This window comes from Acidisphaera rubrifaciens HS-AP3 (genome assembly GCF_000964365.1).
GTDB lineage: Bacteria > Pseudomonadota > Alphaproteobacteria > Acetobacterales > Acetobacteraceae > Acidisphaera > Acidisphaera rubrifaciens.
Genome location: NZ_BANB01000219.1, coordinates 1 through 15188 on the forward strand (window position 1 = coordinate 1; position 15188 = coordinate 15188).

Here is a 15188-nt window from a genome sequence, read left to right on the forward strand (position 1 = left end):
TCGCGGCGGCGCAGAACCTGCGGCTCGGCGCGCTGCTGGCGGGAATGGCGGTGGCGGCGCTTGTCTACAGCGAGATACGCCGCGTCCCGTGGGCGCCGCTCGCGACGGCGGCGGCGACGTCGGCCGCGCCGGCGGTGCTGCCGGCGGCGCTGCATGCGGGGGATTCGCGTCCCTTCCTGCTGGCCGCCGCGGCCGGGTTGCTGATCGCTGCGCGCGAGATCCTCAAGGATATTGAGGATTGCCGCATCGACCCCGGCTACAAATGGACGGTGCCCGTCGCCCTCGGCGAGACGGCGGGCCGGCGGCTCGCCTGCGCCGGGGTGATGGCGGGCGGCGTCCTCGCGGTGATGGTCGCGCCGCTGGCGGCGCTGGCGGCGCCGGCTTTCCTGGTCGGTGGCCGCCGGCTGCTGACCGGTGCCGCGCCGCCGCCGGTGATGGCGTGTCTCGATGCCGGCGCGGTGGTGGCCCTCGCGGCGCTCGGCCTCTCGTGACCGTCGGCGGGCTGGTGCGGCGCGCCGGGATGTGTGCTATTGAAACGTCGGTTGCGCGGTTGAGAGTTGCCTCGTGCCCGTTGCCTCCCTTCAGGACTGGCTGGCCGGTCTCGGCCTCAGCCGTTATTGGCCCGCGTTCGCGCAGGCCGATATCGGCCCCGACGTGCTCGCCGACCTGACCCAATCGGACCTCGCGCAGCTCGGTGTCTCGCTCGGCGACCGCAAGCGGCTGCTGCGCGCCATCGCGCAGCTGACCGGCGGCGCGTCAGCCGGCGGCGACCTGTCGATCGACCGTCCCGCGCCGGGCGCGGAGCGGCGGCAGCTGACGGTGATGTTCTGCGACCTCGCCGGTTCCACCGCCATCGCCAACGCCTTCGACCCGGAGGTGCTGCACGCCGTCATCGCCGACTTCCAGGCCTGCGTCGCGGAGGCGGTGGATCGCTATGACGGGCTGATCGCCCGCTACATGGGCGACGGCGTGCTGGTCTATTTCGGCTTCCCCCACGCGCACGAGGACGATGCCGAGCGGGCGGTGCGCGCCGGCCTCGACATCATCGCCGCCGCCGGGCGCATCCGCCTGCCGTCGGGCAACCCGGCGGGGCTGCGCATCGGCATCGCGACCGGACTTGTTGTGGTGGGCGAGGCGATCGGCGAGGGCGTGTCGCGCGAACAGGCGGTGGTCGGTGCCACCCCCAACCTCGCCGCCCGGCTGCAGGCGCTGGCCGAGCCCGGGAGCATCGTGATCTCGCCGGGCACGCGCCGGCTGCTCGGCGAGCGCTTCGTGCTGCGCGACCTCGGGCGGCAGACGCTGAAGGGTTTCCCGGAACCGGTCGCCGCCTGGGCCGTCGCGGGCGTGACGCGCCATGCCGGCACGCCCGACGCTGGGCCGCCCGGCCCCGCGACGCGCTTCGTCAACCGCGCGGAGGAGCGCATCCGCCTGCGCCGCCTGTGGATGCGCGCGCAGGGCGGGCAGGGCCAGGTCGTCATCGTCTCGGGCGAGGCGGGCATCGGCAAAAGCCGGCTGATGCGCGAGCTGTACCGCGAGGCGGCGCAGGACGGGGCGGCGGTGCTGCGCTTCGCCTGCTCCGCCTTTCAGGTAAACAGCGCCTTCTCGCCGCTGATCGACCATTTCGAGCGCGAGCTCGCGCTCATGCCCGGCACCGACGAGCGGGGCGTGCGGCTCGACGCGCTGCTCAACGCGCTCTCCGGCAACGAGGGGTCGTGCCCGCCGGCCGACCGCCGTTTCCTCGCCGATCTGTTGGGCGTGACACCTTCGCGCGACGCGGCGGCGGCGGCGTTGACGCCGCAGCGGGTGAAGGACGAGACGATCCGCGCCGTGGTCGACCTCCTCGCCGGCGTCGCCGCGCGTCGCCCGGCGGTCATCGCGTTCGGCGACCTGCACTGGGCCGACCCGTCGACACTCGACCTGCTCGACCGGCTGGTGGCGCGCGCCGCTGCCTGCCCCATGCTGCTGGTGCTGACCCACCGGCCGGAGTTCACGCCCCGCTGGCTGCAGCATCCGCATGTCTCGACGCTGCCGCTCGGGCGGCTCAGCCGCACCGAGACGGCGACGATCGTGGAGGCGCTGACGGCGGGCAAGACGCTGCCGCCCGAGCTGCTCGCCGACATCCTCGGCCGCGCCGACGGCATCCCGCTGTTCGTCGAGGAGCTGACGCGCACCGTCCTCGACTCGGGCGCGTTGATCGAGGGGACGGACCGCTGGGACTACGCGGCCGGCGCCGCCGCGGTGCCGATCCCGCCCACCCTGCGCGACTCGCTCACCGCCCGTCTCGACCGTCTCGGCCCGCTGGCGAAGGACGTCGCGCACCGCGCCGCCGCGATCGGGCGCGAGTTCGATCTCGATCTGCTGGCGGCCGTCGTGGAGCACCCGCCGGCCGCGCTGCGCGACGCGCTCGGGCGGCTGTGCGCCGCCGGCATCCTGTCGGTCACCGCCATGCCCGCCGGCCCCCGCTACCGGTTCCGCCACGCGCTGGTACAGGACGCCGCGTACGAAACCATCCTGATGAGCCGCCGTGCCGCGCTGCACGCCGCCATCGCCGAGGCGATCGAACAGCGCTTCCCGGACACCGCGACCAGCGCGCCGGAGACGCTCGCGCGCCATCACACCGCCGCCGGCAATGCGGCAGGCGCGATCCCCTACTGGCTCGCCGCCGGACAGGCGGCCGCGCAGCGTTCGGCGATGGCCGAGGCGGTCGCGCGCCTCAATGCCGGGATCGCCCTGCTCGGCGATCTCGACGCGCAGTCCGACGTCCGCCGTCGCTACGAGGTGCTGTTGCACAGCGCGCTCGGCTTCGCCTGGACCGCGACGCGCGGCTATGCGGCGCCGGAGGTGCAGGCCGCGTTCACCCGCGCGCAGCAATGGTTTCCCTCCGACGGCGATCCGGCGCTGTCGATCCCGGTGCTGCGCGGCTTCGCGACCTATCACTGGGTGCTCGGCAACCTGCCGCTCGCGCGCAGCTACGGCAACGACCTGCGCCACATCGCCGATCGCGGCGGGGACGAGGAATTGCTGCTGGTCGCGCACGGGATGCTCGCCGGCATCACGCATCATCTCGGCGACTTCGCGACGTCGGAGCTGCATCTGCGGCATCTGCGGCCGGAGTCCGACTGGAAGCGCCACCGCAGCATCATCGCGCGCTTCGGCGAGGCGACGCCGACCGCGACCTATGTCTATCACGCGTACAACCTCGCCTGGCTCGGTCATCCGCGCCGCGCCGTCACGGCGGCGGACGCGGCGATCGCCTCGGCCCGTCGCACCGGGCATCCGCTGTCGATCGCCAACGCGCTGTCGCGCGCCGCCGCGTGTCCGGTGATCCTGCGCGACGCCGCCGCCGCCCGGGCCTATGCGCAGGAAGGCATGACGCTCGCCCGCGAGTACGGATTCCCGATCTACATGGCGATGTCGGCGATCGTGCTCGGCTGGGCGGCGGCGATCGGCGGCGACGCGTCGGGGGTGGCACAGGTGCGCGCGAGCATCGACGCCTGGCGCGCGAGCGGCGCCGCGTGCGGCCTGCCGTGCTATTACAGCCTGCTGTCCGAGGCGCTGCTGGCGCAGGGCGACGTCGACGGCGCCCTCGCCGCCGCCGATGACGGGCGCCACTGGGCGGAGCGCAACTCGGAGCGGTCGTGGGACGCGCTGCTGCTGTGCGCGCGCGGCGACGCGCTGATCGCCGCCGGCAACCCCGCCGCCGAGGTCGATCTTGCCGAGGCGCTCGAATGGTCGCGCGAACGCGGTGCCCGCTGGGGCGAGCTGTGCGCCGCGGTGCGGCTGACGAAGCTGTGGCGCGCGAGCCCGCGCCCGCGCGCCGTCCCCGACCTGCTCGGCCCGCTCTGCGCCTGGTTCACGGACGCCCCGGACAGCGCGATCCTGCTGGAGGCCCACGCCCTGCGCACGGTCGCGGCCATCCCGGTCGCGGGCGGTCAGGAGGGCGGGCGCTCCGCCTGATCCGCGCGCCCGCCGCCGGTGCATTGACGCTGTCGCGTGGTCGGCACAGGCTGCACGCGCCCGCACCCCCCCTGGAGCTTGCGTAATGAAGTCAGTCTCGCGCCGCGCCGTGCTCGCATCGACCGCGGCGGGCGGGGCGGTCGCCGCGGCATCGGCCGCGCGCGCGGCGGGGTTCGGCAATCCCGACGAGCCGCCGGAGGGATCGGTCAACGTCACCCGCCCCGACGCGCTGAAGACGCCCGGCCCCAACGATCCGGCGCTGTCGGCGACGGAGCCTGTCTTCCTCGATCCGCCGCCGACCGATGTCGGTGGGATGCCGCAGTTCTGGGCCTCGTTCAACCTCGCGCCGCGCCGGGTGCAGGACGGCGGCTGGGGACGGCAGGTGACGCAGGCGGACTTCGCCATCTCGTCCGACATCTCCGGCGTCAACATGCGCCTCGCCGCCGGCGGCATACGGGAGCTGCACTGGCACCAGCAGGCCGAGTGGGCGATCATGACCTACGGCCATTGCCGCATCACCGTGCTGGACGCGGACGGGCGGGCGGCGGTCAACGACGTGGCCGCGGGCGACCTGTGGTATTTCCCGCCCGGCCTGCCGCACTCGCTGCAGGGACTCGGACCGGACGGGGCGGAGTTCGTCCTCGCCTTCGACAACGGTCACTCGTCGGAGTTCAACACGCTGCCCGCGACCGACTGGCTCGCGCACACGCCGCCCGAGGTGCTGGCCCGCAATTTCGGCGTGCCGGCCGACGCGTTTCGCAACATTCCGCTGCATAACCGCTGGATCTTCCAGGGGCGCGTGCCTGGCCCGCTTGCCGAGGCGCAGGCGCAGGTGGCCTCCGCCGCCGGGGCGCCGCCGTCGCCCTTCGTCTTCTCGCTCGCCGGCGTGACGCCGAGCAGCGTGACGCCGGGCGGGCATGTGCAGATCGCCGACAGCACGACGTTCCACGTCTCGAAGACGATCGCGGCCGGGCTGGTGACGGTCCGGCCGGGCGGGCTGCGCGCGATGCACTGGCATCCGAACGCGGACGAGTGGCAGTACTACATGAAGGGGCAGGGGCGGATGACGGTGTTCAACGCCGGGCCGTCCGCCATGACCGCCGATTTCCACCCCGGCGACATCGGCTACGTCAAGAAGGGCCTCGGCCATTACGTGGAGAACACGGGGACCGAGGATCTGGTCTTCCTCGCCCTGTTCCCCGCGCCGCGCTATGAGGAGGTCTCCCTGTCCGACTGGCTCGCGCACACACCGGTTGAGATGGTGGCGGCGACATTCAACCTCGACCCCGACGTGGTCGCGCGTTTCCCCAGGAACCGGCCGGGCGTCATGCCCGGCTGAGCTGGCGCGCGGCTTCGGTCAGGCCGGCGCGCATGCAACCGGGGACGGCGCTGGCCGTTGAGGGTGGCGGCCCCGGGTCTCATGGAGGGCGTTTCGATTTCTTCTTCCGCAGCCGGCGTGGCCGGGGGCATCGGCTTTCTCTCGGGCGGCGGCGCGCTGGGCGACCTCATGCGCACACGCGACTGGGCGGACTCTCCGCTCGGTCCGCCCGGTGCGTGGCCCCCGAACCTCAAGAATGCGGTCGGCCTACTGCTCGGCGCCGAAGCGCAGGTGGTGATGTTCTGGGGGCCGCAATTCGTCGCGCTCTACAACACCGCCTACGCGCCCACGATCGGGTCCAAGCATCCGGCGGCGCTCGGCCGTCCGGCGCAGGAATACTGGTCCGAGCTGTGGGACGACCTGCATCCCCTGCTGCGCCGCGTGCGTGAGGAAGGCGAGACCGTCTCCGCCCGCGACCGGCCGTTCGTGATCGACCGCCACGGCTATCTCGAGGATGTCTGGTTCGACATTTCCTACTCGCCGGTGCGCAGCGAGACCGGCGGGGTGGACGGCATCCTGTGCATCGTCAGGGAAACCACGGACAAGGTGATCACGGCGAAGCGGCAGGCCTTCCTGGTCTCCCTCGCCGACCGGCTCGCCCTGCTGTCGGAGCCCGCGGCAGTGAAGGCGGCGGCGGCCGAACTGCTCGGCACCTGGCTCGACGCCGGACGGGCCGGCTACGCCGAGCTCGACGAGGACCTTGATCGCGTCGCCGTCGCCGATGACTGGACGGCCGGCGCGATGCCGAGCATGGCCGGTCTGCACCGGCTGAGCGAGTTCGGGCCGGAGGTGCAGGCCGCGTTCCGCGCCGGGCGCACGCTGGTGATCGGCGACGCGACCCGCGACGCGGTCGCCGCGGGGCACCGCGCGACCTTCGCCGGCGTGTCCGTGGTCGCGGCTCTGGCGGTCCCGCTGGTCAAGGACGGGCGCGTCGTCGCCGCCCTGTTCGTCCACGACGCCAAGCCCCGCCGCTGGCGCGACGGCGAGGTGCAGCTGGTGCAGGAGGCGGCGCAGCGCACCTGGGCCGCCGTCGAACAGGCGCGCGCCGAGGCGCTGCTGCGCGAGAGCGAGGCGAAGTTCCAGGCGATCGCCAACTCGATCGACCAGATGATCTGGTCCACGCGGCCGGACGGCTATCACGACTATTACAACGACCGCTGGTACGAATACACGGGCGTGCCGCATGGCACGACCGATGGCGAGGCATGGAACGGCGTGTTCCATCCCGACGACCGGGAGCGGGCGTGGTCGACCTGGCGGGCCTGCCTCGATACCGGAGCGCCGTACCACATCGAATACCGCCTGCGGCATCGCACCGGCGTCTACCGCTGGGTGATCGGGCGGGCGCAATGCGTGCGCGACGCGGCGGGCCGGATCACCCGCTGGTACGGCACCTGCACCGACATCCACGACCGCAAGATGGCCGAGGCGGCGCTGCAGGACCTCAACGAGACGCTGGAGGCGCGCATCGCGGCCGCCATCGCCGAGCGTCAGACCGTCGAGGAGGCGCTGCGGCAGGCGCAGAAGATGGAAGCGGTCGGCCAGCTGACCGGCGGCGTCGCGCATGACTTCAACAACCTGCTGCAGATCGTCGTCGGCAATCTGGAGATGCTCCAGCGCAACCTCCCGCCCGAGCAGCCGCGTCTGCGCCGGGCGACGGAGGCCGCCATGACCGGCGCGCGCCGGGCGGCGACGTTGACGCAGCGGCTGCTGGCCTTCTCGCGCCGCCAGCCGCTGGAGCCGAAGCCGATCAACGCCAACACGCTGGTCAGTGGCATGGCCGAACTGCTGGCCCGCACGCTCGGCGAGACGATCTCGCTGGAGACGGTGCAGGGCGCCGGCCTGTGGCGCGTCGAGGCCGATCCCAACCAGCTTGAAAGCGCGATCCTGAACCTCGCCGTCAACGCGCGCGACGCGATGCCCGACGGCGGGCGGCTGACGATCGAGACCACCAACACGCATCTGGATCGCGCCTACGCCGCCGATCACGCCGAGGTACAGCCCGGGCAGTACGTGCTGATCAGCGTCTCCGACACCGGCATCGGGATGGACCGCGAGACGGTCGGCCGCGTGTTCGAGCCGTTCTTCACCACCAAGGAGGTGGGACGCGGCACCGGCCTCGGTCTGTCGATGGTGTACGGCTTCGTCAAGCAGTCGGGCGGGCACGTGAAGATCTATTCCGAGCCCGGCGAGGGCACGACGGTGAAGATCTACCTGCCGCGCCTGGTGGGCGAGGCGGCGGAGAGCCCGACCGGCGAGGAGAGCCACGCGCCGGAGGGCACGCGCAACGAGACGGTCCTGGTCGTCGAGGACGACGAGGACGTGCGCAGCTATTCGGTCGAGATGCTGCGTGAACTCGGCTACCGGGTGCTTGAGGCACGGGACGGGCCGGCGGCGCTGCGGCTGCTGGAGCGGGAGGGGGCGGCGATCGACCTGCTGTTCTCCGATGTCGTGCTGCCCGGCGGGCTGAACGGCGAGCAGTTGTCGCGGCAGGCGCGGCGGCTGGTGCCGGGGCTGCGGGTGCTGTTCACCACGGGCTATGCCCGCAACGCGATCGTCCATCACGGGCGGCTCGATTCGGGCGTGCAGCTGATCACCAAGCCCTTCACCTTCCGCGAACTCGCGGCACGGGTGCGCGAGGTGCTGGACGACGCCGCCGGCCGCTGACTTGAGTATCGGCGGGCGGTGACGCTGCGGCCGGCGCGGGGCGCCCCTGCCGCGTGCGCCCTTGGCGGGGCGCGCGGCCGGGCCTAGGTGTGCGTGACCTCCCGCAGGACGCATGCCATGACCCGCAAGCCCGGCCGCCCGTTTTTTGCCAATCCCGGCCCGACCAACATCCCGGACAGCGTGCTGCAGGCCGTCGCGCATGCCTCGATCGACTTCAACGCGCCGGAGTTCCTGGCCGTGTACGACGCGGCGATGGCCGGGCTGAAGCGCGTCCTGCGCACGGAGCACGAGGTGTTCGCCTACACCGCCTCCGGCCATGGCGCGTGGGAGGCGACGCTGGTGAACCTGTTCTCGCCGGGCGACGTCGTGCTGATGATCGACAGCGGCTATTTCTCGCAGACCTGGGCGGCGATGGCCCGGGCGCTCGGGCTCGAGGTGCGCACCCTCGGGACGGACTGGCGCCGCGGCGCCGATCCGGCGGCGCTGACGGCGCTGCTGCGCGAGGATGCGGGCGGGCGCATCCGCGGCGTGCTCGCCGTGCATAACGAGACCTCGACCGGCGTCATGCTGCCGCCGGCCGCGCTGCGCGGCGCGCTGGACGCGGCGGGGCACAAGGCCCTGCTGCTGGTGGACACCATCTCATCCCTCGGCTGCATCGAGTTCCGCATGGATGCGTGGGGCATCGATGCCGTGGTCGGCGGCAGCCAGAAGGGGCTGATGCTGCCCACCGGGTTCAGCTTCACCGCCGCATCGCCCCGCGCGATGGCGGCGCACGCCCAGAGCCGGCTGCCGAAATACTATTTCAACTGGTCGAACATGCTGCCCCGCCGCACCCGCAGCTTCGTCGGCACGGTGCCGACGAGCCTGTTCTACGGCCTCGCCGAAAGCCTGCGGCTGATCGAGGCGGAGGGCGGGATCGACGCCGTGACCGCCCGCCACGCCCGCATCGCCGAGGGTGTGCGGCGCTGTATCGCCCGCTGGTCGGAGACGCCGGGCGGCGGCCCGCATTTGTATTGCACCGACCCGGCGCGGGCCTCCGACACCGTCTCCACCGTCGTGATGCCGGCGGGGCACGATGCCGAAGCCGTGCGGCGGGTCGCCTCGGAGCGGTTCGGCGTCGCGCTCGGCTACAACCTGGGCGATCTCGGCGTGGGCGCGCTGCGCATCGGGCATCTCGGCGACCTGAACGAGCCGATGATCCTCGGCACCCTGGCCGCGCTGGAAATGGCGCTGGCGATCGCGGGCGTGCCGCACGGGCGCGGCGGCGTCGCGGCGGCGATGGATTTCTACGCCGCTGCCTGACAACCTGCCGGCCTCCGGACCGGAATGGGGGAGGCCGCGATGGTGAGTCCGACCTGGACCCTGCTTGATCTCGCCGGCACGGTGGCGCTGCTGCTGTGGGGCGTGCACATGGTGCAGACCGGCATCCAGCGCGCCTTCGGCCCCGGCCTGCGCGGGCTCCTCGGCCGCGCCCTCGGCAACCGCGTCGCCGCCTTCTTCTCCGGCCTCGGCGTCACCGCCGTGCTGCAGAGCAGCACCGCGACCGGTCTGATGGTCGCCGGCTTCGCCGCGAGCGGGCTGGTCGAGACGGTGCCCGCGCTCGCCGTCATGCTGGGCGCCAATGTCGGCACGACGCTGATCGTCCAGGCGCTGTCCTTCGACGTCTCGGGCGTGTCGTCGGTCGCGATCCTGGTGGGCGTCATCCTGTTCCGCCGCGGCACGCTGGGGCGGACGCGCGATATCGGGCGGTTCGCGATCGGGCTCGGGCTGATGCTGCTGGCGCTGCACCAGCTGCTCGACCTGGTGACGCCGTACGAGGACCAGCCGAGCCTGCGGATGATGCTCGGCGCCATCGCGACGGAGCCGGTGTTGGACGTGCTGGTGGCGGCGGGGCTGACCTGGGCCGCGCATTCCTCGGTCGCGGTGGTGCTGCTGGTGATGTCGCTCGCCGCGCGCGGCGCGGTGCCGCCGCACGCCGCCTATGCGCTGGTGCTCGGCGCCAATCTCGGCTCGGCGATCAACCCGGTGCTGGAGGGCGCGCCCGGCGACGACCCGGCGCTGCGGCGGGTGCCGGTGGGCAATCTGATCAACCGCTGCATCGGCGTGTTCGCGGCCTTGCTGGCGCTGGAATGGATCGGGCCGTGGCTGGTCACCGTGGAGCCCGACGCGGCGCGCGCGGTCGCGGACTTCCATACCGGGTTCAACCTGCTGCTCGCCGCCGTGTTCCTGCCGGTGCTGGGGCCCTATGCCCGGCTGCTCGCCCGGCTGCTGCCGCAGCGGGCGGAGACGGACGATCCCTATCGCGTGCGCTACCTCGACCACAGCGCGCTGGCCGCCCCCCCGGCGGCGCTCGCGGCGTCGGCGCGGGAGGCGCTGCGCATGGCGGACGTGCTGGAGGCGATGCTGGCCGGCACCGCTGCCTCGCTCGCCCAGCCCGACCGGCTGCGCATCGCCGAGACTCGGCGGATGGGCGAGGGGGTACGCCGGATGGGCGGCGCGATCCGCGCCTATCTGGCCGGCATCGAGCCGGACGCGGCGGACGAGGCGGACGAGCGGCGGTTGCAGCAGGTGCTGGCCTTCGTCGGCAACCTGGAGGCGGCGGCGGACGTGCTGCGCCACAACGTCATGACCCCCTCCGCCCGGCGGCTGAAGCAGGGCATCACCCTGTCCGTCGCGACGCGGGCGGAGATGGCGGAGGTCATCCGCCGGCTGACCGAGGGGCTGCGTCTGGCCGCGGGCATCCTGATGAGCCAGGACGCCCGGCTCGCCCGGCAGATGGTCGCCGAAAAGGACGCGTTCCGCGCCCTGGAGCAGGACGCCACGACCGACCGGCTGGCGGCGCTGCGCGGCCAGCGCGAGGACGCGAGCGAGGGCGCGCGGCTCGACCTGCTGCGCGAGTTCGCCCGCGTGCATGCCTGCCTCGTCGCCGCCGCGGCCTATCCGGCGCTGGAGGACGCGGGCGAGCTGCTGCCGAGCCGGCTGCGCGCCGAGTCCTGACGACGCCGCGCCCCCGGGTCGCGTCCGCCGCCTGCGGTTTCGACTCCGGGCGCCGCATCCGTTTCTGCTATGTTCACTGCGTGGCGGGCCGGGTCTGTGGCGGCCGTGCGACAACAATGCCGTATCTTGTGGCCGGGTGCGGCGGGACCACCCATATAGTGTAGGATACTGTTTGACGGGCGAGGGCGGCCGGTCCGACAGTGATGCCGCCAGCCCGACATCAAAGCCGAAGCGAAAGGGTACCAACGTGCTCGACGATGCCGTTCAGTTGCAGGGTCGCCATCAGGTCCGCGTCGATCGCAGCCGGGACTCCCTGCTGACCGATTTCGGCAAGGCCACGCTCGACGACCGCTATCTGCTGCCCGGCGAGGGGTATCAGGACCTGTTCGCCCGCGTGGCGAGCTTCTACGGCGACAGCGCGGCGCACGCGCAGCGCATCTATGACTACATCAGCAAGCTCTGGTTCATGCCGGCGACGCCGGTGCTGTCCAACGGCGGCACGCAGCGCGGGCTGCCGATCTCGTGCTTCCTCAACGAAGCCTCCGACAGTCTCGAGGGCATCGTCGGGCTGTGGAACGAGAACGTGTGGCTCGCCAGCAAGGGCGGCGGCATCGGCAGCTACTGGGGCAATCTGCGCTCGATCGGCGAGAAGGTCGGGCAGAACGGCAAGACGTCGGGCGTCATCCCGTTCATCCGCGTGATGGACAGCCTGACGCTCGCGATCAGCCAGGGCTCGCTGCGGCGCGGCTCGGCGGCGGTCTATCTGCCGGTCTCGCATCCCGAGATCGAAGAGTTCGTGGAGATGCGCAAGCCGTCGGGCGGCGACCCGAACCGCAAGGCGCTCAACCTGCATCACGGGGTGCTGGTGCCCGACGCGTTCATGCGCGCGGTCGAGGCGGACGAGATGTGGCCGCTGATCTCGCCCAAGGACGACAGCATCGTGCGCAGCATCAGCGCGCGCAGCCTGTGGATACGCATCCTGACGGCGCGGATCGAGACGGGCGAGCCGTACCTGGTGTTCAGCGACCACGTGAACCGCGCCCGGCCCGAGCAGCAGAAGCTGGCCGGGCTGGAGGTCAAGACGTCGAACCTGTGCAGCGAGATCACGCTGCCGACCGGCATCGACCAGCATGGCAAGCAGCGCACGGCGGTCTGCTGCCTGTCCTCGGTCAACCTCGAGACATGGCTCGAATGGCATGACCATCCGACCTTCATCGAGGACGTGCTGCGTTTCCTCGACAACGTGCTGCAGGACTTCATCGACCGCGCGCCGGACGGCATGGAGCGTGCCCGCTACGCGGCGATGCGCGAACGCTCCGTCGGGCTCGGCGTGATGGGGTTCCATACCTTCCTGCAGGCCCAGGGCGTGCCGTTCGAAAGCGTGATGGCGAAGGTGTGGAACACGCGCATGTTCCGCCAGCTGCGCACGCAGGCGGATGCCGCGTCGCGCAAGCTCGCCGAGGAGCGCGGCCCGTGCCCGGACGCCGCCGAATACGGCATCATGGAGCGCTTCTCCAACAAGATCGCGATCGCGCCCACCGCGTCGATCTCGATCATCGCCGGAAACGCGAGCCCGGGGATCGAGCCGATCGCCGCCAACGTGTTCCTTCAGAAGACGCTGTCCGGCAGCTTCAGCGTGCGCAACCGCCATCTGCAGCGGCTGCTCGCCGAACGCGGCCACGACAACGACGACGTGTGGTCGTCGATCACGCTCAGCAAGGGCAGCGTGCAGCACCTGCCGTTCCTGACCGACGACGAAAAGGCGGTGTTCAAGACGGCGTTGGAAATGGACCAGCGCTGGGTGATCGAGCATGCGGCCGACCGCACGCCCTTTGTCTGCCAGAGCCAGTCGGTCAACCTGTTCCTGCCGGCCAACGTGCACAAGCGCGACCTGCATCAGATCCACATGATGGCGTGGAAGCGCGGGCTGAAGTCGCTCTATTACTGCCGCTCGCTGTCGATCATGCGCGCCGACAACGTGAGCGAGGCGGTGGTCCGCCCCGGCGACCTTCTGGCCGCCACCCTGGACCCCGCCCCGACCACGCCACCCCCCGCGGCGCGCGTGGACTATGAGGAGTGTCTGGCGTGTCAGTGAGGGACGAGCTTCCTGCCCTGCATGGCGATCCACTCGCCGAGCAAGTCTTTGCGTGTCTGGATGGCGCGCGTATGGCTGCCTTGCCTGCGGCCGATCGTCCGGTGACGCCCGCGCATCTATATCGGCAGCTCTGTCAGGCTTGGGATGCGGCCCTGGAGGCTCGGAATCGCTGCATCCGTCGCGATGGGCGTTCTTTGGCGGCAGATAGCCTTGAAGCGGCACACGCGATGACCGCGAGGCTTGACGCGCTGGCCGCGCTTCGTGAGCGTTTCGCTCATTATTGTGCGGCTGTCGCACCTCGTCCGACCGCAGCATAGTCTCCGGCGCCGGTTGGCAGATGGGGGCGCGGTCGCCCGCACCCCCGCTGGCAGGCCGCAGGCGCCTCAGCCCAGCAATTCGTTGAGCGCGGCGTCGATGATCGCGGCGTCGGCCGGGTTGAACGGGGCCATGTGGCCCCAGATCGAGTTGATCGTGCGGCATTCGCCGTTCGGCATGAACCGCGCCTCGTACTCGGAATCCACCGGCGGGAAGTAGCGGTCGAGATCGACCGGCAGGATGATCGTCTTCGCCTTGATCGCCGCCAGCGCCGCCTCGAAGTCGCCCTTGAACGCCGGGGTGTCGCTGATGTCGCCGTGCTCCCACGTCCAGAGCTGCGACAGCAGGTTGTTAGCGTCGCACTTCTGGAAGAACGGCTCCCAGAAATACTGGCTGAACTCCTCGTGCGTGCTGGCGCCGAAGGCGGCATAGGCCTTGGTGCGGAAAAACGCCTCCGACACGCCCCAGCCGGCATAGATCGCGGCGAAGGCGCGCAGCCCCGCAAGCGGCGGGCGGGCGTAGAACCCCTCGTCGAACGCCGGATCGAGCGTCAGCGCGCGGCGCAGCGACAGCAGGAAGATCTTGTTGAACGACGCGGTGCGCGCCGACCCGGCGATCGGTGCCGCGGCGCGCACCATGTCCGGATACTGCGACGCCCACTGATAGGTCTGGCAGGCGCCCATCGACCAGCCGGTGACGAGATGCAGGCGCGTGATCCCGAACGTCCCCGTCACCAGCTTATGCTGCAGGACGACGTTGTCGTACAACGTGACGTTCGGGAACATGCCGCGGTCATAGGGCGCCGGCGTGTTCGACGGCGAGGACGAGATGCCGTTGCCCAGCAGGTTGGTCAGGATGATGAAGTGCTTGCCCGGATCGAGCGCCCGCTTGCCGCCGCCGCAGAAGACGAACTCGCTGTCCGCGTCGGTGCCGGTGTACCAGGACGGCACCAGGACCGCGTTGTCACGCGCGGCGTTCAGCGTGCCGAGCGTGCGGTAGGCGAGCCGCGCGAGCGGCAGCATGCCGCCCTTTTGCAGCGCGAAGTTCGGTACTTCCAGAAACTCGCTCATCTCCAGCCCCCATGATTGAGGGGCGCCGGATCAGCGCCCCTTCCAGACCGGCTTGCGCTTGGCGAGGAACGCCTCGGACGCAGCCTTGAAATCCTCGGTGTCGACGAACCCGTTCACCGCGAGGTCTTCCTCGGGCGTGATCGGCAGCGCGCCGCGCAGCTTGCGGATGGCCGCCTTGTGGAAACGGGCCGAAAGCGGGCTGCCGGTGCCGATCCGCTCGGCCAGCGCCATCGCTTCGCTCTCCACGTCGGCATCGGCGACGACGCGGGACAGCAGACCTTTCTCATAGGCCTCGCGGCCTGTGAAGATACGGCCCTCGATCAGCATCTCGGAAGCAACCCCCGTGCCGGCGAGCTGGATGATCGGGTCGATCTCCGCGTACGGATACCAGATGCCGAGGTTGCGGGCGGTGATGCCCATGCGGATGCCCTCGCCGCCCACGCGGAAGTCGCACATCGTGGCGATGCCCGCTCCGCCGCCCAGGCAGAAGCCCTGGATCATGGCGACCACCGGATGGCGGCAGAGACGCACCGACTGCATCGAATGATGCAGCACCGCGCCATACACGTCCTCCCGCGCGCGCGAGCCGCGTTCGGCGCGGAACGCCTTGATGTCGGCGCCGGCGCAGAACGCCTCGCCGCCGGCGCCGCGCAGCACGACGCAGCGCAGGTCGTCCTCGGCCGACAGGCTTTCCATCGTCGCCTGCAAC

Annotated in this window: 9 protein-coding genes; 7 read left to right on the forward strand and 2 right to left on the reverse strand. The window is 71.4% G+C overall.

Going from position 1 to position 15188, the window contains the following annotated elements:
* From B8460_RS21740 to B8460_RS07590, 7 genes are all read left to right on the forward strand, one after another.
* Positions 1 to 491 (forward strand): hypothetical protein (locus B8460_RS21740; protein ID WP_048860976.1); only part of this gene is annotated, 491 nt, incomplete at its 5' end.
* Positions 492 to 564: 73 nt separating this feature from the next.
* A complete protein-coding gene (locus B8460_RS07565) occupies positions 565 to 3957 on the forward strand; it encodes an AAA family ATPase (RefSeq protein ID WP_048860977.1) in 3393 nt (1130 codons plus the stop codon).
* Between the two features lie 85 nt (positions 3958 to 4042).
* On the forward strand, positions 4043 to 5296 hold the full coding sequence (locus B8460_RS07570) for a cupin domain-containing protein (RefSeq protein WP_048860978.1): 1254 nt from the start codon (positions 4043 to 4045) through the stop codon (positions 5294 to 5296).
* 117 nt (positions 5297 to 5413) lie between these two features.
* Positions 5414 to 8002, forward strand: a complete 2589-nt coding sequence (locus tag B8460_RS07575; RefSeq protein ID WP_052945170.1) for a PAS domain S-box protein — start codon at positions 5414 to 5416, stop codon at positions 8000 to 8002.
* Between the two features lie 117 nt (positions 8003 to 8119).
* Entirely contained in the window at positions 8120 to 9304 is a 1185-nt protein-coding gene (locus B8460_RS07580; RefSeq protein ID WP_048860979.1) for a pyridoxal-phosphate-dependent aminotransferase family protein, read from the forward strand.
* A gap of 39 nt (positions 9305 to 9343) precedes the next feature.
* Positions 9344 to 10999: a Na/Pi cotransporter family protein gene (locus tag B8460_RS07585; protein ID WP_048860984.1), complete on the forward strand. Its 1656-nt coding sequence runs from the start codon at positions 9344 to 9346 to the stop codon at positions 10997 to 10999.
* Positions 11000 to 11246: 247 nt separating this feature from the next.
* On the forward strand, positions 11247 to 13094 hold the full coding sequence (locus B8460_RS07590; protein WP_048860980.1) for a ribonucleoside-diphosphate reductase subunit alpha: 1848 nt from the start codon (positions 11247 to 11249) through the stop codon (positions 13092 to 13094).
* Positions 13095 to 13477: 383 nt separating this feature from the next.
* Here B8460_RS07590 and B8460_RS07595 read toward each other — a convergent pair whose 3' ends face one another.
* Complete coding sequence (locus B8460_RS07595; protein WP_048860981.1) at positions 13478 to 14479, reverse strand: alpha/beta fold hydrolase; 1002 nt, start codon at positions 14477 to 14479, stop codon at positions 13478 to 13480.
* A 30-nt stretch (positions 14480 to 14509) separates the two neighbouring features.
* Positions 14510 to 15188, reverse strand: a 679-nt coding sequence (locus B8460_RS07600; RefSeq protein ID WP_048860982.1) for an enoyl-CoA hydratase/isomerase family protein, incomplete at its 5' end; no start/stop codon positions are given.

Excerpts from the sequence above, each read along its gene's own strand:
- B8460_RS07570 (WP_048860978.1), top strand. The coding sequence starts at position 4,043 with ATGAAGTCAGTCTCGCGCCGCGCCGTGCTCGCATCGACCGCGGCGGGC.
- B8460_RS07580 (WP_048860979.1), top strand. The coding sequence starts at position 8,120 with ATGACCCGCAAGCCCGGCCGCCCGTTTTTTGCCAATCCCGGCCCGACC.
- B8460_RS07585 (WP_048860984.1), top strand. The coding sequence starts at position 9,344 with ATGGTGAGTCCGACCTGGACCCTGCTTGATCTCGCCGGCACGGTGGCG.
- B8460_RS07595 (WP_048860981.1), bottom strand. The coding sequence starts at position 14,479 with ATGAGCGAGTTTCTGGAAGTACCGAACTTCGCGCTGCAAAAGGGCGGC.